The 18,334-nt window shown below is 48.9% G+C and carries 15 protein-coding genes; 6 read left to right on the forward strand and 9 right to left on the reverse strand.

The features are described 5' to 3' along the window. Nucleotides 1–54 precede the first annotated feature (54 nt). The 5 genes from B5F07_RS01660 to B5F07_RS01680 all read right to left on the reverse strand — a co-directional run bounded on the left by B5F07_RS01660 (nt 55) and on the right by B5F07_RS01680 (nt 4,385). The gene (locus tag B5F07_RS01660) at nt 55–1,674 is read right to left on the reverse strand and encodes an amidohydrolase (RefSeq protein ID WP_087159551.1); all 1,620 of its coding nucleotides are present in this window, start codon (nt 1,672–1,674) and stop codon (nt 55–57) included. Between the two features lie 629 nt (nt 1,675–2,303). Then, nucleotides 2,304–2,477, reverse strand: coding sequence for a DUF6440 family protein (locus tag B5F07_RS22775; RefSeq protein WP_191403695.1), 174 nt, complete (start codon nt 2,475–2,477; stop codon nt 2,304–2,306). 23 nt (nt 2,478–2,500) lie between these two features. After that, the gene (locus B5F07_RS01670) at nt 2,501–3,148 is read right to left on the reverse strand and encodes an ABC-2 transporter permease (protein ID WP_087159552.1); all 648 of its coding nucleotides are present in this window, start codon (nt 3,146–3,148) and stop codon (nt 2,501–2,503) included. After that, nucleotides 3,145–4,005 (reverse strand): ABC transporter ATP-binding protein, encoded by an 861-nt coding sequence (locus tag B5F07_RS01675; protein WP_087159553.1) that lies wholly within the window; start codon nt 4,003–4,005, stop codon nt 3,145–3,147. The genes B5F07_RS01670 and B5F07_RS01675 overlap by 4 nt, the downstream gene beginning before the upstream one ends. Nucleotides 4,006–4,007: 2 nt before the next feature. Beyond that, nucleotides 4,008–4,385 (reverse strand): GntR family transcriptional regulator, encoded by a 378-nt coding sequence (locus tag B5F07_RS01680; protein WP_087159554.1) that lies wholly within the window; start codon nt 4,383–4,385, stop codon nt 4,008–4,010. 476 nt (nt 4,386–4,861) lie between these two features. On the opposite strand from B5F07_RS01680, the gene B5F07_RS01685 reads away from it, so the two are divergent. Together B5F07_RS01685 and B5F07_RS01690 are read left to right on the forward strand one after the other, a co-directional pair. Continuing rightward, the gene (locus B5F07_RS01685) at nt 4,862–5,311 is read left to right on the forward strand and encodes an Hsp20/alpha crystallin family protein (protein WP_087159555.1); all 450 of its coding nucleotides are present in this window, start codon (nt 4,862–4,864) and stop codon (nt 5,309–5,311) included. A gap of 281 nt (nt 5,312–5,592) precedes the next feature. Continuing rightward, nucleotides 5,593–6,933, forward strand: a complete 1,341-nt coding sequence (locus B5F07_RS01690; RefSeq protein WP_087159556.1) for an MATE family efflux transporter — start codon at nt 5,593–5,595, stop codon at nt 6,931–6,933. Here B5F07_RS01690 and B5F07_RS01695 read toward each other — a convergent pair. The 4 genes from B5F07_RS01695 to B5F07_RS01710 all read right to left on the reverse strand — a co-directional run bounded on the left by B5F07_RS01695 (nt 6,930) and on the right by B5F07_RS01710 (nt 12,711). After that, a complete protein-coding gene (locus tag B5F07_RS01695; protein ID WP_087159557.1) occupies nt 6,930–8,612 on the reverse strand; it encodes an AAA family ATPase in 1,683 nt (560 codons plus the stop codon). The genes B5F07_RS01690 and B5F07_RS01695 overlap by 4 nt on opposite strands. Nucleotides 8,613–8,739: 127 nt before the next feature. Next, nucleotides 8,740–9,372, reverse strand: coding sequence for a YesL family protein (locus B5F07_RS01700; RefSeq protein ID WP_087159558.1), 633 nt, complete (start codon nt 9,370–9,372; stop codon nt 8,740–8,742). Between the two features lie 37 nt (nt 9,373–9,409). Further along, the gene (locus B5F07_RS01705) at nt 9,410–10,942 is read right to left on the reverse strand and encodes a response regulator transcription factor (RefSeq protein ID WP_087159559.1); all 1,533 of its coding nucleotides are present in this window, start codon (nt 10,940–10,942) and stop codon (nt 9,410–9,412) included. Further along, the gene (locus B5F07_RS01710) at nt 10,939–12,711 is read right to left on the reverse strand and encodes a cache domain-containing sensor histidine kinase (RefSeq protein ID WP_087159560.1); all 1,773 of its coding nucleotides are present in this window, start codon (nt 12,709–12,711) and stop codon (nt 10,939–10,941) included. Before B5F07_RS01710 ends, B5F07_RS01705 begins: the two co-directional genes overlap by 4 nt. A gap of 259 nt (nt 12,712–12,970) precedes the next feature. Here B5F07_RS01710 and B5F07_RS01715 point away from each other — a divergent pair, with 259 nt between their 5' ends. From B5F07_RS01715 to gnpA, 4 genes are all read left to right on the forward strand, one after another. Further along, nucleotides 12,971–14,290 (forward strand): ABC transporter substrate-binding protein, encoded by a 1,320-nt coding sequence (locus B5F07_RS01715; protein ID WP_087159561.1) that lies wholly within the window; start codon nt 12,971–12,973, stop codon nt 14,288–14,290. Nucleotides 14,291–14,313: 23 nt separating this feature from the next. Next, on the forward strand, nt 14,314–15,222 hold the full coding sequence (locus B5F07_RS01720; protein WP_087159562.1) for a carbohydrate ABC transporter permease: 909 nt from the start codon (nt 14,314–14,316) through the stop codon (nt 15,220–15,222). A gap of 5 nt (nt 15,223–15,227) precedes the next feature. After that, complete coding sequence (locus B5F07_RS01725; protein WP_087159563.1) at nt 15,228–16,073, forward strand: carbohydrate ABC transporter permease; 846 nt, start codon at nt 15,228–15,230, stop codon at nt 16,071–16,073. Nucleotides 16,074–16,162: 89 nt separating this feature from the next. Beyond that, nucleotides 16,163–18,328: a 1,3-beta-galactosyl-N-acetylhexosamine phosphorylase gene (gnpA, locus tag B5F07_RS01730; protein WP_087159564.1), complete on the forward strand. Its 2,166-nt coding sequence runs from the start codon at nt 16,163–16,165 to the stop codon at nt 18,326–18,328. Nucleotides 18,329–18,334: the final 6 nt, after the last annotated feature.

Below are 18,334 nucleotides of genomic sequence, written 5' to 3' on the forward strand. Positions count from 1 at the left end.
ATTTTCTCTTTTATTGTATCTGAATTTCCGGTGTAATCGGCGGAACCACCGGGATCAGTCTCTGTGGTATACGCATTCTCCGCCGATATAAGTCTCCGCAACCTTCACCTGGTCGATCTCCTCGGAAGGAATGGCGAGAATATCCCGGTCAAGTACGGCAAAATCAGCCCGGTATCCGGGGGCGAGCACTCCCTGTTCCGGGAATCCTGCAGCTTCTGCTGCACCCCGGGTGTAGAGTTTTACTGCTGTCTGTACATCCACTGCCTGGTCCTGCCCGCAGTCTGCACCGCTGTAAGCGCGCCGTGTTACTGCCAGTTTGATCCCTGGGAAGGGATCAGAAGGCACTGCCCAGAAGGTTGCAGGGGCGTCAGTGGAAAATCCCAGCTTTACGCCTTTCTCAAGGATATGTTTTACCGGATAACACTGCTTCATCCACTCGCTGCCCAGATTCTTCAGATAGCTGGCACTTTCCGCATAGAGGAAAATGGGCTGCGTGACAAAGGAAATGCCGTGGGCTGCCGCAGTTGTGATGCTCTCTTCCGTGGGATCGGTGACATGCTCGATGCGCACATAGGGGATACCCGCTTCCGTCCAGCTCTCCTCCTGTGCTGCCCTTCCGACCATCCGAGAGATGGTGCGGCTTCCCATGGCGTGCATGGAGAGCTGACAGTGGTGTTCCCTGCAGAATGAGATGGCAGATTCCACCAGTTTGTCATCACAGACGGAGATGCCGTAATCATCTGTGGAGCCCAGATAAGGACGGTCCATCCAGGCGGTCCGTCCGGAGATACTTCCGTCTCCGATCAGCTTCAGACCTGCCGCGAAAACCTGCCGGTTCCGGTTCAGCAGCTCCTCTGGAATGTCAAATTCCGGGTTGTCCGCAAAGAAGTCCCACATATAATAAACGCCAACCCTCTGGTGAAAGCCTTTCTGTGCGGCTTTCTCGTAGATTGGAATATTGTCCGTGGAGTCCAGGTTTCCCATGTCGCAGATGGCGGTGATACCTTGGGAAGTCAGGAGATTTCCCAGATCCAGGAGATTCTCCACCTGTCTGTCCTGCGCCTCAACCGGCAGATAAGGGGCAAGAAGGTTGCGGGCATTTTCCTTTAATACGCCTGTCGGTTCTCCGTTTTCATCCCGCTCGATCTCTCCGCCCGGGGGATCCGGGGTGTTCCGGTCGATTCCCGCGATCTCGAGAGCTTTGCTGTTGACACAGCGGATGTGGGCGCATGTCCGCATGATGGAGACGGGGGCATCGCTGCATCCCCGGTCCAGATCATAGCGGTTGGGGGACCGCTTTTCAAGTAATCCCTGTTCATCGTATCCCCATCCGAGAACCCACTGATCCGGCCCCTGCTTTTCCCGTACAGTCCGAACAGCTTCGGTAAGTTCTGCGATGGAATTAATAGCAGGAGGCATGATGGTGATCTGCTTCTGAAAATCCGCAAGCATGACAGGGTGCATGTGGGCGTCCACAAACCCCGGGATCACCCTGTGTCCGTCCAGATCAAACGTCTGCGCGTCTTCCGGGATGCTCTCCTGCGGCAGATCTTTTTCCTGCCCGATCCAGACGATACGCCCGTTCTGCACAATCATGGAATCGGCAAAGGGAATCGCGTCATCCGCGGAAAAGATCTTGCCATTGATAAAGAGCTTAATTTTATTTTCGCTCATCGTTCCATTTCTTCCTGAATCATTCATATTTCAAGTTTCACACTCCTCTTTACAATAAGATACTGATGTAATTATGATACCAGATGTGGAGGTACTTTGCAAAAAAATAAAAAATTCGGCATTTTTTTCTATTTTTGCCGTTTTTCTAATAATGCCAAATAAAATATCCCAGAGGCTTATACCCTGGGATATCCACAAAACTATATCCGACTCCCCACATGGGCCGGATATCTTCATTCATATCATATACGAAGCTCTCCGCGCTTCAGCCGGAATATCACATCTGCCTCTTTTGCAAGTGCCTCTGAATGGGTAACGACTGCCACGCATTTGTTTATCCTGTGAGCGCTCTCCTTGAGGATTTCCGTAATGTTCCGTGACGTATCCTCACCTTGCTTTTTTCTATTTCTTTACTCCATTTGTGACAAAATGGCTTTCGGTTTCTGTCTCTTTTCTTATTGGAGTCTAAAAATAAAAAGCAGAACCAGTAACCATAAGGAAGCATCTTATGAATTATCGGCTCTGCATCTGAATTTTTGATAACGGATATATTCGGTTGATGTACTGCAATCAGTGTTTTATTATCGCATACAGGGCATAAAACCCAATTTATTGTACGGTTCACCCCCTTAATTCCATTTCGTTACAATGGGCTTTCCATCTTTGTTAATCAGGGGACAAATCCCAACACCTGCTCCAAACTTTGCGATAAGGTAATTAACTCCGGTTTCTTTATCCACCACAACATAAAAACCTTTCACACTCCCTGTTGTTTCAGCAATTTCAAATCTCTTACTTTCCATGATAGCCTCCTAACTGTAAAAAATCAAAGCTCTTGTTTTTCAAAAATGCGATAACTGAGCTGATACATTACATAGCACCATACCAATGCCAGAAGTGGTGAACAGCAGAGAAGAATAAACGCAATCTGGTCTGTCAGAACAATTCCAAGTAGAGCAAGAAGCTGATATATGCCAAAACAAATTGCCGCCGGAATGAGGAACGATACCAACAGAAGTACACGCCCTTTCTCCGCCCCAAACTTGAACACAAGAGGAATTGACATACTTCCGAAAATCAGGGACATCACCCATGCTGTTAAAGTCAACAACAGAAGTTCTGCGATTCCAGCCAGCTCAAGTGCAATTTTATTAGTGATAAGACCACCAACAGAAGCAATAACTAATCCAAATAAACTGCCAACAGTACAGAAAATCACGAGTACAGCAAATTTCCCAACTACCAATTCTTTCTTGGATATCGGCATGATCATGGCATACCGTGTCCATTTGGAACTGTCATCAAAAGAAAAGGTTGTTACGATCATCATGCTGCATAAAACAGCACACACGAAGATATAGCTTTCCACGTTAGAAAACTGGATAAAGGCAACAGCAAAAACCACTAGAATGAATAACATGGATTTCGCGTTATGGCCGATATTGAATAAATCTTTCAAAACAAGGCTTTTCATTTGGTTTGCTCTCCTTTCACATACAACAGTAGAATGTCATCAATCGTTGCATCATCCACCACGGCTTTTTTATATTTTTTTCTGGCTTTTTCCTTATCAGCTACCAATACATTCCATTGATATTCATCCTTGCGATAAACCAGAATTTCGTCTTTGTCGAGCTGATCGAATAAAGTTGCACCACAACGGATAATACCGTAGTTGTAACGGAGCTCGTCTTTCGTTTTGCAGAAAAGGACTTTCCCCTGATGAATAAAAGTAATATAGTCTGCGATTTTTTCCAAGTCCGTTGTGATATGAGAAGACATTAAAATGGAATGATTTTCGTCCTGCACAAAGTCAAGGAATACATCAAGAATATCGTCCCGCATCACAGGATCAAGACCGCTGGTAGCTTCATCCAGAATCAACAGCTTAGGCTTATGAGAAAGCGCAACGGCAATAGACAGTTTCATTTTCATTCCCTTGGACAGAGATTTGATCTCTTTATCCGCAGGAAGCTGAAAACGTTTCAGATAGTCCTTAAATAACTGTGCATCCCATTGCCTGTATGCAGCACCGGCAATTTTCCCAACTTTGAACGGAGTGAGAGTTTCATAGAAATTGATTCCATCAAATACTACCCCAATTTCCTCTTTAAGTTGTTTGGAAGACGACAATTTCTGTCCCCAGAAAGTGACACTACCTTCATCTTTATGGATCAAATCAAGAATAGCATTGATGGTTGTGCTCTTTCCGGCTCCGTTCTCACCAATCAGGCCCATAATGGTCCCTTTCCGCACTGAAAAAGAAACATGATCTAACGTGAAATCAGTGTATTGCTTGGTCAAGTTATCAACTTGCAAAATAGCGTCCATAGTTAATCCTCCTCTTGATAAAACATAGTCAGTAATTCAACCAGTTTTCCCAACGATATTCCACTTGTCCGCCCAATGTCGGCGGCTTCCTGCAAATGTTCTTCAGCTAATCTTTGCTGTTCTTCCTGATAAAAGTCTTTGTTTTGGGCCGATACAAAACTTCCGCGGCCTACTGTTGTTTCAATAAATCCGTCTCTTTGCAGATCTTCATATGCTTTTTGAACAGTAATGACACTTACATGAATTGATTTTGCCAACGCCCGCATAGAAGGAATGGGATCGCCAGTCTTTAATTCACCACTCATAATCATGGCTTTTATCTGTGAAGTTATCTGTTCATAAATAGGCTTACTCGTATTACTGCTGATAATAATTTCCACAGCGCCCCTCCTTTGTTATATAATGTACTTATCGTATAAGAACATTATATTCATATAAAACATGCTTGTCAATAGAGTAGGGGGGTTTTTCAATGGAAAAATGCCGGGATTTCATCTGATTGCTTCGGCGATATTATGGACGATAGTACAGCTTCTATATTAAAATTGTCTTTGCCATAACAGTACCTCCACTATTTGGACAACAGTGCGTCATACAAAAATGGAGTTTTGGTGGAGTAAAAAATTTTTTAAAAAATTAGCACTCAGATCTTGACTTGGCTAACATCTACGTGCTATATTACAGCTAGAACAAAGGAAGAGGAACAAAAAGGAAGCCGGAAGGCTCCGGAATCCGAATCCCGAGTTGCCATAGATCGCAACACTTGAGACAACTTCAGGAGTGCTGATGGCAGCTGCTTAAAGCAGTTCATAGATAATAATTTCAGAGGTTCAGTATTTGAAAGGAGAAATGACTTATGTTAATGCCGAGTATTTTTGGAGAAAATTTGTTTGATGACTGGATGGATTTCCCGTTTGACAGAGAGTTCTGGGGAAACAGGAACCCGTTGTATGGAAAGAATGCAAAGAATATAATGAAGACAGATATCCGCGAGCATGATACCGGATATGAACTGGATATTGATCTGCCCGGATTTAAGAAAGATGAGATCAATGTTGAGCTTGAGAATGGTTACCTGACGATCTCGGCTGCAAAAGGCCTGGATAAGGATGAGCAGGATAAGAAGGGCAAATATATCAGGAAAGAGCGTTACGCAGGAGCTGCACAGAGAAGCTTCTATGTTGGTGATGCGGTAACCCAGGAAGATATCAAGGCGAAATTCGAGGATGGTATCCTGAGACTGAGCATCCCGAAGAAAGATGCACAGGCTGTGGAGACGAAGAAGTCCATTGCCATTGAGGGATAATCCTTTCAGAGCATGTGATTCCCCGGTAAGGGGAAGCGGGCCGGCACAGGCAGTGTGCCGGCTCAACAAGAGATAAGCTGTGGCAATCGTATAATAAAGAGACGGGCCCGGTACGGACAGAGAACCGTACCGGGTCTGTTTTTTTGAACATTTTTCGGAAATGTGTGCGGAAACCTACAAACAAAATAAGCTGTACGAATTATTTTTTAACTGATAGCATTTTCCGCGGACAGTGCTATAATAGAGCGGAAAGGCACAGAAGAAAGAAGGAACGGGGAACTATGGCAACAGACATGACAGAGGGCAGAATACTGCCTCAGCTGACGGGATTTACAATTCCGCTTATTCTGGGAAATCTTTTTCAGCTTACATATAATGCAGCGGACTCGGTGATCGTGGGAAAATTTGTGGGAGACGACGCTCTGGCAGCAGTTGGAACCGCAGGACCGGTCATGAATATGATAATTCTTTTTATCAGCGGAATGTGTATGGGCGCGGGAATTCTCATGAGCACCCAGTACGGAGCGAAAAAATATGACCAGCTGGAACGGCAGATCAGCACTACGATGCTTGGCGGAATCGGATTTTCCCTTGTGATTACGCTGCTTCTGCTGATTCTGGCGCATCCGCTGCTTTTGCTGCTCCAGGTGCCCTCGGATATCATCGGACCGTCCGCGGTGTATCTGCGCATCGTGTTTGCCGGTCTGATATTTACATTTGTCTATAACTTCTTTTCCAATACACTGCGGGCTCTGGGGGACAGTAAGATTCCCCTTTATTTCCTGATTATCAGCGCCTTCCTCAATGTGGTGCTGGATCTGCTCTTTGTCGTGGCATTTCAGTGGGGCGTGCCGGGAAGTGCGCTGGCTACAGTGCTCAGCGAAGCGCTCTGCTGCCTGTTCTGCCTGGCTTATATCAGAAAAAGAGTGCCGCTGCTCTGTCTGGGGAGAAAGTGGAAGGTGTTTGACCGGTCCGTACTGGGACGTACAGTTTCCTACGGCATCACAAGCGCCCTGCAGCAGATGTGTGTGCAGTTGGGAAAGATCTGTGTTCAGACGGTTGTAAATGTTCAGGGAGTGGAATTTATTGCCGCTTTCACCGCCATCAACCGGGTGGATGATTTCGCCATGACGCCCCAGCAGAATATCGCCCACGCCTCGACCACCTTTATGGCGCAGAACAGAGGCGCGGGAAAAATGGCGAGGATGAAGAGAGGGTATCTCTGCTCCATCCTCCTGGAGGCCGCCTATACGGCAGTCGTGCTTGTGATTGTATTCGTCTTTTCAAGACAGATCATGGAAATGTTTGTGGGAGAAGATTCGGAGGAAGTTGTGACTCTGGGAATCTCCTATCTGCAGCTGATCGCCTTTATGTATGTGATGCCCGCGGCGACGAACATTATCCAGGGCTTTTTCCGCGGTCTGGGCGACCTGAAAGTGACCCTGATCAGTACAGTCCTGAATATGGCGGTCCGTTTCCTGGCCGCCTGGATCATGACCCATATCCTCGGCGGCGGATTCGACCGGCTTGCCTGGGCGAATTTCTGCGGTTGGGTGGCAATGCTGCTGTTCCAGGTGCCCATGATTACAGTCCGGTGGAGGAAGCTGTTTCCGCGATTTTAATCCCGCTTACATTTTATCAGGCATCTCTTCCCGCGGAATGCAGCGCCGTAGCAGAGTATTTTTTCATAGCCCTCAGTGAAATATTTCCGGGCGTATTCTTTCTTTTCAATCTGCTGCAGGGCTTCATCGCACTCTTTATCCAGAAGTTCTTCGCTGTGGGACCATTTCGCTTCGATAATGATGACGCGGCGGTTCTGCCGGTCGGTGACGACAATATCTGCCCGCCCGGTGCCCTGTTCGGAGTTGGATTTTACCTCGTATCCTGCACCGGAGAACAGCCCGGTGAGGAAAGCATGGTAATAGTCTTCTTTATAATCAAAATAGCTGATTGTATCAAAAAGAATATCTGTTACATCCTTTGTCAGGTCAATGTCGTTGCCATTCCACCACTTTTCAAAAAATTCCTGGCGGTCTCTTGACTCAACAGTATCTGTAAACCACTGTTTTACGGTATCTGCAAATATGGTTTTCACTTCCTCGTTTGGAATCCGCAGGTTCATCATTCCGTCCGAAACAGATTCGCCCGCAGAACCGGAATCCGGAGCCTTGGTCAGATAACCGGTGAGATAGAGAATGCTCCAGAGATAATCTTCGGAAGAATTTGCGTTATCATAATTCAGATCCTCGATAATCGGTTCCCGGATAATGCCGCCTGCAAGCAGAGTCTCGAATTTGCCGTTGACGGCATTGCTTTTTACATCTATAAATCTGCGGATAATATTGTTGTGGTTTGTGTCCCGCCAGTAATTACCGGGCTGTGCATCTGGCTTCCTGCCCAATGCGCGGAGATGGTTGATGACATCCCACGGACAATAAACTTCTGTATTTCCGAAAAAGTAACCGTCATACCACCGCTTCATCTCCGACAGCCGATCGGAGAATCCGGCATCCGCAAGCATCCGGCAGACTTCCGGCTCAGTAAAGCCGAAGCAGCTGCTGTAGTGATCATCAGAAATCGAATTGGAGATGAAATTGTTGGCGCCGGTGAAAATGCTCTCTTTGGCAATGCGCAGGCATCCGGTCACTACGGCAAATTTAAGCGCAGGGTTTGATTTCCACGCCATGCCGAGGAACGTTTTGACAATATCGAGCATTTCTTTGTAATATCCGTGATCGCTGGCTTTCGCCAGGGGAACATTGTATTCATCGATAAGAAGGATTACATCCTGCCCATAGTGGGCTTTCATCATACGGGTCAGGACGAAGAGTGAGGTCCGTATGTCCGTTTTTTCTCCGGTCTGTTCCAACAGGCGCAGAAACCGTTTTTTATCTGTATCGGAGACGTTCCGGCTGTTGAGCAGATAGCGGTGCTCTTCGCAGAGGGATGCGATGGTAAAACAGATCATGTTGTATGCATCCTCAAAGGTTTCCCCATCGATATCTTTCAGTGTCAGGAAGAGAACCGGCCACTTATTGAGCCATTTTCCGCAGAGTTCTTCCATCTCGGAGACTGCAAGACCTTTAAATAATTCTGTGGAGTCGAAACGGATGTCAAAAAATTCTGCCAGCATACTCATGGCAAGTGTTTTTCCGAAACGGCGTGGTCTTGTGATCAGATTTACGGAGAATGTTTCACTCAGCAGCTCTGCTACAAAAGGGGTTTTATCGACATAATAGCAGTTGCTTTCCCGTACTTTTCTGAAATCGTCAATTCCATATGGCAGATTAATCATAGTCATAAGCGCGTCCCCTTTTTTGAGAATTCCTTCAAATAGATAAAGTTATTTGTTTATTAATCCAAAATCACTTCTGTATCTGAAATTGTATCCCCATCTTCCCGCACTGTAAAGTTTTTTCACGCCTCTTTCACGCTTCCTCCTTCACATAATAAGGAAAGATCTTCTTCACAAAGATATGCGAAGCTGCCAGCGCTGTCCCGGAGAATCCGACCAGGAGCAGGATGAAGGAGAAGAGGGCGCCCGCGATCCCCGGAAGGAAGAAAAATCCTGCAACAGGGATGGCGTTGATGATCAGGATCAGAACCGTCCAGGGCAGATGGCGGATGGGCAGGAGGACGGCATTTCTGGCAATGGTTTTCACATCGTTGTCGAATCTTGCCTGGAGCGGGAACACGTAGGTCAGGCTCATCACCCATATAAAGAGAACCACACCGATCAGATAGCGGAAGAAGAGAAAGCTCCCTCCCATTTTCCCGGATACGAGGAAGTCCGCGATCAGAAACACGCCGATCAGGGCATAGATGACCCAGAGGATGGTGGCGTTCTTAAAGTTGGACTTGAAACTGCTCCAGTAGCTTTTGAAAACATAGGACTCCTGATTCTTTACCATTTTCAGGGTGACGCTGTACAGGGCGGTCATGTTTGCGCCTATGGTGATGATGGGGATGGACGTGACGAGGAACATCAGGTTCATCGCCACCAGATCGTAAAGTTTTGTCATGGTAACCGCGAATTTCCCTTCCGGGTCAAACAGTCTCATATCGATACCTCTTTTCTTACTTTTTTGTCTCAGTCACTCATTTTTTTGTCTCAGTCATTTTCTGAATATATTCCTTCGGCGTCATTCCGGTAAATTTCTTAAACAGATGGCTGAAATACTGGGGGTTATTCCCGCAACCAACCTGTTCCGCCACGGAGTAGATCTTCTCCGTGTCGCACTGGAGGAGGAGCTGCTTTGCGCGCTCGATCCGCAGCCCGTTTAAGTAGGCCGAGAACTTGGTGCCGGTCTGGAGCATGAACTGGCGGCTTACATAATCCACGTTCATGAAGAGCTGTGTCTCCACGATCCATTTCAGCGTCAGGTTGGGATCCGCGATATGCTTCTTCGTATAGTCCATAATCTCCTGGATAAAAGGCTTGTATTTCCCTTCCTCCCCAGCCGGTTTCCCGAAGAGAGAGTCCAGTTTTTCAAAAAGGAATGAGCAGATCTCTTCTGTAGTGCTTTTACTGCTCACAGACGCCATGAATTCCGTGATATCTGCCGCGGAATAGTTGGAGTTATTCTGCATTGCCTTCATCAGGATGCTTCCGGTGAGCGCCTGCAGAAGATCTTTATTCTTGATGCCGGAGATGATGTTCCGGATCTCGCTTATGTACTGCACCCGTGTCTCTTCATTTTCTGCGTGGGACAGGCTGTCGGCAAGATCGGTGATCTGCCGGAAGAGGGAGGCGTAGTTGTAGATCGTGGTACTCTGATCCTGCGAGTAAAGGGAAATGGTCTCATACCGTTTGACTCTGCCGCAGAGTGTCTCAAGCAGAGAGAGAAGGCTGGAGCACTCCGTTCGGTCGTACACGCACATGCCGGGATGGGCGCCGAAGTCCACAGTTTTGAGAAGGCGGTCCATCAGATCCAGGTCAATTCCGTTATCCGGCGTGAAAAAAGCAAGGGTATTTTTAACATATACATAGGTAAAACTGCAGCCCAACCCGTTGGCGGCAGTCAGTTCCCGGATGTGGTCGATACACTTCTGTACATACTCCTCCTCCAGAAAGTAGAGGTAGCAGAGCTGGTAAGGGGTATGGTAGAAGTCCAGAGCCCTCCCGAAAATTGCGGGAAGATTCTCAAGGCTCTGGCCGGAGGGCAGGGCGCGCAGGAAGATGTGGTAGATCAGGTCCGTGCGGAGCAGGCCGCCTTCTCCGGCGGAATCCGGCAGATCCCCGCGCATTTCCAGATTCCGGTAGTGCTCTTTTACGGCGTCCTGAACTGCATTGATAATCTCCTGTTCGTTGCATGGCTTCAGAATATAGTGTTTGATTCCGTACCGCATTGCCTCCCGGGCATAGTCAAACTCGTCGTACCCGGAGAGGATGATGAACTGGATGTCGTCATGGTTCTGGGTGATCCGGTGGATCAGTTCCAGACCGGAGAGTTTTGGCATGCGGATATCGGTGAGCACGATATCCGGGTACTCGTCCAGAATGGCGTCGTAGGCTTCCAGCCCGTCCTTGCAGACGGCGACAACCTCGATCCCCAGACTTTTCCAGTCAATAATGTTGCAGATGGTTTCGCGGATGATTTTTTCATCATCGGCGATGAGCAGACGTATCATTTGTTTTCCTCCTTTGTGGTGTGCGGAACGGAGATCTTCACCACAGCGAACCCGTCCTCGTTATAGAATTTGAGACGGAAGCGCTGCCCGAAAGTCAGGTTCAGCCTCTGGTACACGTTCAGGATGCCGATCCCGAATCCGTGCGGGGTGATCTCCCCGGTTCTCAGTTTTTCCAGGAGATCAGGGTCGAAGGACGACCCGGTGTTTGCCAGTGTGATTTCCACCCAGTACTCCGTGACAACAGCGGAGATACGGATCAGACAGTCGTCGCTGTCCGCTTCAACCGTGTAGCGGATGGCGTTTTCCGCCAGGGGCTGCAGGGTGAACTTGGGCAGATAGACCTGCCGCAGTTCTTCGGGGACGTTCACCTCAAAGGAGAGTGCGTCTTCATAGCGGATCTGCTGTATGGTCATATAATAGCCGACCAGGTCCAGCTCCTGCCCCAGGTTGGAGTCCTTGTTGCGGCTGCTTAAGGTAATGCGGAGAAGCTTGCCGAGCGCTTCGGTCATACTCGAGATTTCTCCGTCTTTCAGCATCTTTGCCCGCCAGTTGATGGACTGGAGCGTGTTGTACAGAAAATGCGGGTTGATCTGCATCTCCAGGGCTCTTAACTGGGAATCTTTTGCGGCCAGCTTTGTCTCATAGTTCTCGCGGATCAGGGAGCGGATTTCCGTGGCCATGGAATCAAACTGCTGATGGAGCAGACCGATCTCGTCGGTGCGGTGTTCATAGGAATAGGGCACTTCGGCGATCTTGAAATCCTTGTTTCCAAAAGCTTTGATTTTTATCATAAGTGTGTCAAAATGGATCATAATGGGCTTGATAAGCCGCTTGGTCAGCACGATGCACATACATACCGCAATCAGCAGTACCAGGAAGAACATTGACTGGAAAAAGCGCAGGCTGTTGTACATCTCTTCATAGGAGGAGAGGCAGTAGTAATCCCATCCTGTGGCGCTGATCCTGCCGGGGACGATGAAGTACTGCTCACCGCCGACTTTCTGTATGCTGTAAGAGGATCCGGAGGAAGGAAACGCGGAAAGATCATCCGCGGTCAGTCCCTTCATGGAATCAGGGGCATACAGAATCTGCCGGTCATTTCGAAGGAGATACGATGTGGAGCTGTTGCGGCTGTTCCCGGAAGAAATATCCTCCATCATTTCATTCAGGTCGATGTTCACGATCAGGACGCCGATTTCATCCAGACGCATATATTCGATCCGCCGGATGATCCTTACAAGGTAGATACCGTAAGTATCGCTGTAGTCCGTAATCCATGTCACGCCGCCTTTTTGTTCCCGGGCTTTTTCGATGAGTTCGTTTTCCATGTCGCTGGGCATGATATTGGAATCGGAGCTGTAGGAGCTGACGGTATAATTTTTGGAAATTACTTTGATGTAATTGACATAGTGTTCCCGGTATCTCTGATAATAAGTTTCCAGCGTGGAGTGAATATCGGAGTATGCGTCCGGAGGAGTCCTGCCGTCATCGGCGTCCTGGGTAGCTGCAAGGGCATCCTGGATCGTCGAGTCAGCGATCAGAAAATCGGACATGCCGGATGCTGCGTTCAGGGAGTTGGAGATATCCCGGGACGAGTAGGAGAGCAGGTCAGCCGAAGTCTCATAGAGCATCTGGTTGTCCACCCGGACGATAAGCAGGAAACCGGTGAGTATAATGATGGCAAGCAGGAAGATGCCGGGAAGGAGTATGACCAGGATTTTTTTGGAAAGCGGCGCGTTCCGCATTTTGTCTGCTAATGTATGAAACATGGATTTTATCTGCCTTTCACTACGGTTTGCACGAAACAGGGACGCCTCTTTACAGCCGGGAAATTTATCTCCCTGTCTGATGCTACCTTATTTTAATATAAGAAAACTGCAAGAGCAAGCGAACTGAAAAAAAACAAGGTTTCGTGTAAACGGTACTAGGTTTTGTTTATTTAAACCCGGTCTTTTGGAGTGTATAATCTGTTTCAGAAACAAGCTCAGGAAAGGAAAAACACCTGAGAAAAGAAAGGAGAATGTATTTATGAAAAAGAAAGTTCTGGCAGCACTGCTCGCAGGAGCAATGGTAGTTTCCCTGGCAGCATGCGGAAATTCCGGCGGGGGATCCAAAGACGGAGACAGCGGATCTGACAGCAGTAGCAGCATGGTAGTTTCCTGGTGGGGAAACCAGACAAGAAACGACAGGACGACGGAAGTAATCAACATGTATCTGGAGGATCATCCGGGGCTTTCCATCGACGGACAGTTCTCAGAGTGGGATGACTACTGGAACAAGCTGGCAACAAGTTCCGCAGGAAACGCACTTCCGGATGTTATGCAGATGGATTATATGTATCTGGATCAGTATGTGGACAACGGACTTCTCCTCGACCTGACTCCTTACATCGAGGACGGAACTCTGGATATGTCAAACGTACCGGAGAACATTCAGGAGTCACAGAAGGTTGACGGAAAGACATATGCGATTTCCCTTGGAACAAACGCAAATGCAATGTTCTACAACAAGACGGCTCTTGACGAGGCAGGTATCACCGTAAAGGACAACATGACTCTGGACGAGTTCGTAGATCTCTGCAAGGAAGTAAAAGAGAAAACCGGACTTCGCACAAACCTGGGATACAGCGTTGAGTCTCTGCCGGAGTTCTGGTGCAGAGCGGATGACATCGTGCTCTACGGAGACGGCAAACTCGGCGTAGACAGCCCGGATCAGCTTCAGACTATCTTTGACCTTGAGAAACAGGGAATCGAAGAGGGATGGCATCTTGACCCGAGCGTATTTACAGAGATCACACTGAAATCCACCGAGCAGGATCCGCTTGTATACGGAACTGATCCGGACAGAATGTCCTGGTGTGCATTCTCCACTTCCAACCAGCTGACAGCAGTTCAGAACGCAGCTCCGGAAGGAATGGAGATCGGTATCACAACATGGCCGTCACCGGACCCGGCAAAATCCAATTACCTGAAACCGAGTCAGCTCTTCTCCGTAAGTGCAAACTGCGAGGACCCGGATGCTGCCGTTGAGTTCATCAACTGGTTCATTAATGATGAAGCGTGCAACAAAGTTCTCCTTGGAGAGCGTGGCGTTCCGATTTCCACAGCAATTTCCGACGCAATTGCTTCAGAACTTTCCGAGACAGACCAGGCAGTTGTGGCTTACATCAACGATGTTGTAACACCGAATTCAAGCCCGATCAATCCGCCGGCACCGGCAGGGGCAAATGAGTTCTACGATATTCTGACAAATCTTGAGGAGCAGGTACTGTACGGACAGCTTGAGCCGGCAGATGCGGCACAGCAGCTCTTTGATCAGGGAAATGCAGCACTGGCTTCTGCACAGTAAGGTAGGAGTAGGAGAACACTGTTATGAAGAAAAAGTCTTTGACACTGGCACAGAGACTGAACAGAGAAAGTACGGCGGGAGTGGTATGCTCCCTGCCGTTCATCATAGGCTTCCTGTTCTTTATGATTGTGCCCATGGGAATATCCCTGTATTATTCGTTTTGTGATTACAATATTCTGTCACCGCCGGAGTTTGTCGGTCTGAAGAACTACATTCAGATGTTTACCGCTGACGACCGTTTCTGGAAATCTATCGGAGTGACATTTTATTTTGCCCTTGTATCGGTTCCGCTGCGTCTGATCTTCGCCCTGATCGTGGCGATGATCCTGGTAAAAGGAAGCAAGGCGTCTCCTTTCTACCGCGCGGTATACTACCTGCCTTCCATCATCGGAGGTTCGGTTGCGGTATCCATCCTCTGGAAGAGAATGTTCGCGACAGACGGCGTGATCAACCAGATCCTGGGAATGTTTGGGCTGCCGGACAATACGTCCTGGCTGGGACAGACGAGCACGGCTATCTGGACATTGATTATCCTGGCGGTATGGCAGTTCGGATCATCCATGCTGATCTTTCTGTCCGCACTGAAACAGATCCCGGCAGAACTTTACGAGGCGGCAAACGTTGACGGAGCTAACGGAATCCAGAAATTTTTCCGGATCACCCTTCCTCTGCTGACACCGACGATCTTCTTTAACCTTGTTATGCAGATGATCAACGGTTTCCTGGCATTTACCCAGTGTTACATCATCACACAGGGCAAGCCTATGGATTCCACACTGTTCTTTACAGTGTATACGTATCAGCAGTCGTTCGAATTCTATAAGACGGGTTATGCCGCAGGAATGGCATGGGTAATGCTTCTGATTGTCGGACTGGTTACTCTGGTACTGTTTGCCACGAAGAGATTCTGGGTATATGACGAAGGGAACTGACAGATATGAGAAGAAAAAAGATTATTAATAAAACAATTTATCATGTGCTTGTCACCCTGTTCGGCCTGATCATGATCTATCCCCTGGTATGGATGTTCATGAGTTCTTTCAAGGACACGAACACGATATTTACGACAGCAACCCAGCTCATTCCGGAGACATTCAAGTTTGAGAACTATGCAAACGGATGGAAGGGATTCGGAGGAATCAGCTTCGGCACATTCTTCGGCAACTCTCTTTTCATCTCCATCCTGGCGACCATCGGAACGGTGTTCTCGTCGGCGATCGTGGGATACGGACTTCAGCGCTGCAAGTTTAAGGGAAGCAGAATCCTCTTTGTGGCCATGCTCCTCTCCATGATGCTCCCGGCACAGGTCCTCATGATCCCGCAGTATCTGTGGTATCAGCAGCTCGGATGGGTGGGAACCTACCTTCCGCTGATCGTTCCGTACTGCTTTGCGATCCAGGGATTCTTCGTATACCTTGTGATGAACTTTATCGGAGGTATCCCGAAAGAGCTGGATGAATCCGCCAAGATTGACGGATGTACCTATTACGGTATTTTTGCAAGGATTATCTTCCCGCTGTTAAAGCCGGTGCTTGTAACGTCATTCATCTTCTCTTTCATGTGGAGATGGGACGACTTCCTTTCCGCACTGCTTTACATCAATGATTCGGCGAGATATCCGGTCAGCCTTGCGCTGAAACTGTTTGCCGATCCGGGTTCCACTTCGGATTACGGCGCGATGTTTGCCATGGCAAGCCTTTCCCTTCTCCCGATCATTGTGATCTTCATCTTCATGCAGAGATACATTGTGGAAGGAATCAGCACATCAGGTCTGAAAGGCTAAATACATAAAAAACAACAGGGCGGCAGAACCCGAAAAGGTCCTGCTGCCTTTTTTAACAAATCAGGCAGAAAAACAGGAGAAAACAGAAAATGAGCAGAGAAAAAGGCGGCTTCACCCTGCCCGGCGAGGCGGGATATGAAGCCCTGACACTGAAAATGGCGGAAAAATGGGGAGCGGACGTGATCCGCGACAGTGACGGCACGGAGCTCTCCCCGGAGATTACAGGCGCAGGCTACGGCATCTATTCCACTGTGTGCATCATCCGCGATCACAATGAATGGGCGAGAGAAAACATGGACGCCCTGCAGCAGACCTTCCTTTCCACCAGCCCGGTGACGGCGGATTCCGATGCCCTTGAAATCCCGGTGATGAAAGAGTTCTTCCGGGAGCAGTTTGCGGTAAATGATTCGGAGGAATCCCTTGCTTACTGGCAGGTGTGGGACCGGACTTCCGATACCCTGGTTCCCCCGGAAAAGTGGAATTATGATGAAGAAAATGAGACGGTGACTGTCCGGGGGATTACGCCCTTTCACACGTACACGGTGAGCTTTCTCGCCTACCGGATCTGGGAAGAGATCTCCATGTACAACTATGTGACAAATAACTGGGACAAGGAGCATCTGATGCCTATCGATCCCCGGCCAGCGAAAGCGCGCAGGTTCATGCTTGAATGGATGGAACAGTGGTGCCGGGAGCATCCGGCGACAACGGTGGTGCGCTTTACTTCCCTTTTCTACAATTTCGTCTGGATCTGGGGCAGCAGTGAGAGAAACCGGAATCTCTTTACCGACTGGGGTTCCTACGACTTCACGGTAAGTCCTCAGGCACTCCGGGATTTTGAAGAAGAGTTCGGGTACGCACTTACGGCGGAGGATTTTATCAATCAGGGGAAACTCCAGGTGACTCATATGCCGCCCACTGCACACAAGAGAGACTGGATGGAGTTCATCTGCCGTTTTGTGGCGGAACTGGGAAAAGAACTGGTGGATATCGTACACCGGTACGGAAAGCAGGCATATGTGTTCTACGATGACAGCTGGATCGGCGTGGAGCCCTACGGGAAACATTTTCAGGAGATCGGCTTTGACGGGCTGATCAAATGCGTGTTCTCCGGATATGAGGCGAGAATGTGCGCCGGAGCGGACATCCCTGTCCATGAGCTGCGGCTTCATCCTTACCTGTTCCCTGTGGGACTTGGCGGAGCGCCCACATTTATGGAAGGCGGTAATCCGACCCGGGATGCAAAGGAGTACTGGAACCATGTGAGACGGGCGCTCCTCCGGGAGCCTGTGGAGAGGATCGGTCTGGGAGGATACCTGCATCTGACCGAGGATTTTCCGGATTTTCAGGATTATATCGAATCAGTGTCCGATGAGTTCCGCAGGATGCGTGCTTACCACAGCCAGGGGAAACCGTTCTCGTTCCGGGCGAGGACGGCAGTGCTTCACTGCTGGGGCAGTTTCCGGCCGTGGACCCTGTCCGGACATTTCCACGAGACATACATGCACGACCTGATCCACGTCAACGAGGCGCTCTCCGGACTTCCTCTGGACGTTGATTTCATCAGTTTCGAGGATGCAAAGGCAGGGAAGCTTAAAGATTACGATGTGGTGATCAATGCCGGACGCGCGGGAAGCGCCTGGAGCGGCGGCGATGTCTGGAAGGATGAAAATCTTGTTGCAGAACTGACCAGATGGGCGTATGATGGTGGCGTGTTTATCGGAATCGGAGAGCCATCTGCGGTGGAAGGCTATGCCACATACTTCCGTATGGCGCACGTGCTTGGCGTGGATAAGGACACCGGGGCGAGAGTGTGCCATGGAAAGTGGAGTTTTGAAGAAGTGCCGGAGAAGGAAATATCTCCGTCAGGGCTGCTCCCGGCAGGATACAGTATCCCGGAGCGGGAAGGGGCATTCCTCACTGACGGGACTGCACAGGTGCTTGTATCCCATGATGGGACGCCGGATCTGACGGTGCATCAGTTCGGCAGCGGCTGCGGCATCTATCTTGGCGGATTTGCCTATACGCCGGTCAATGCCCGACTGCTGCTGAACCTGATCCTTTTCGGAACTTCGGAAAACTGCGGTCTGTGGCTGACGGACAATCCGTGGACAGAATGCGCTTACTATCCGGCAGCGGGCAGGCTTGTGGTGATCAATAACTCCGATGAAGAACAGAAGACAACAGTGCAGACAGAGCATGGAAGCGTGGTATTTACACTGGAGCCTTACGGGCAGGAAGAAAAGGAAATCTGAAAGGCT

The sequence above is a fragment of the Lachnoclostridium sp. An169 genome (assembly GCF_002160525.1).
Taxonomy (GTDB): domain Bacteria; phylum Bacillota; class Clostridia; order Lachnospirales; family Lachnospiraceae; genus Mediterraneibacter; species Mediterraneibacter cottocaccae.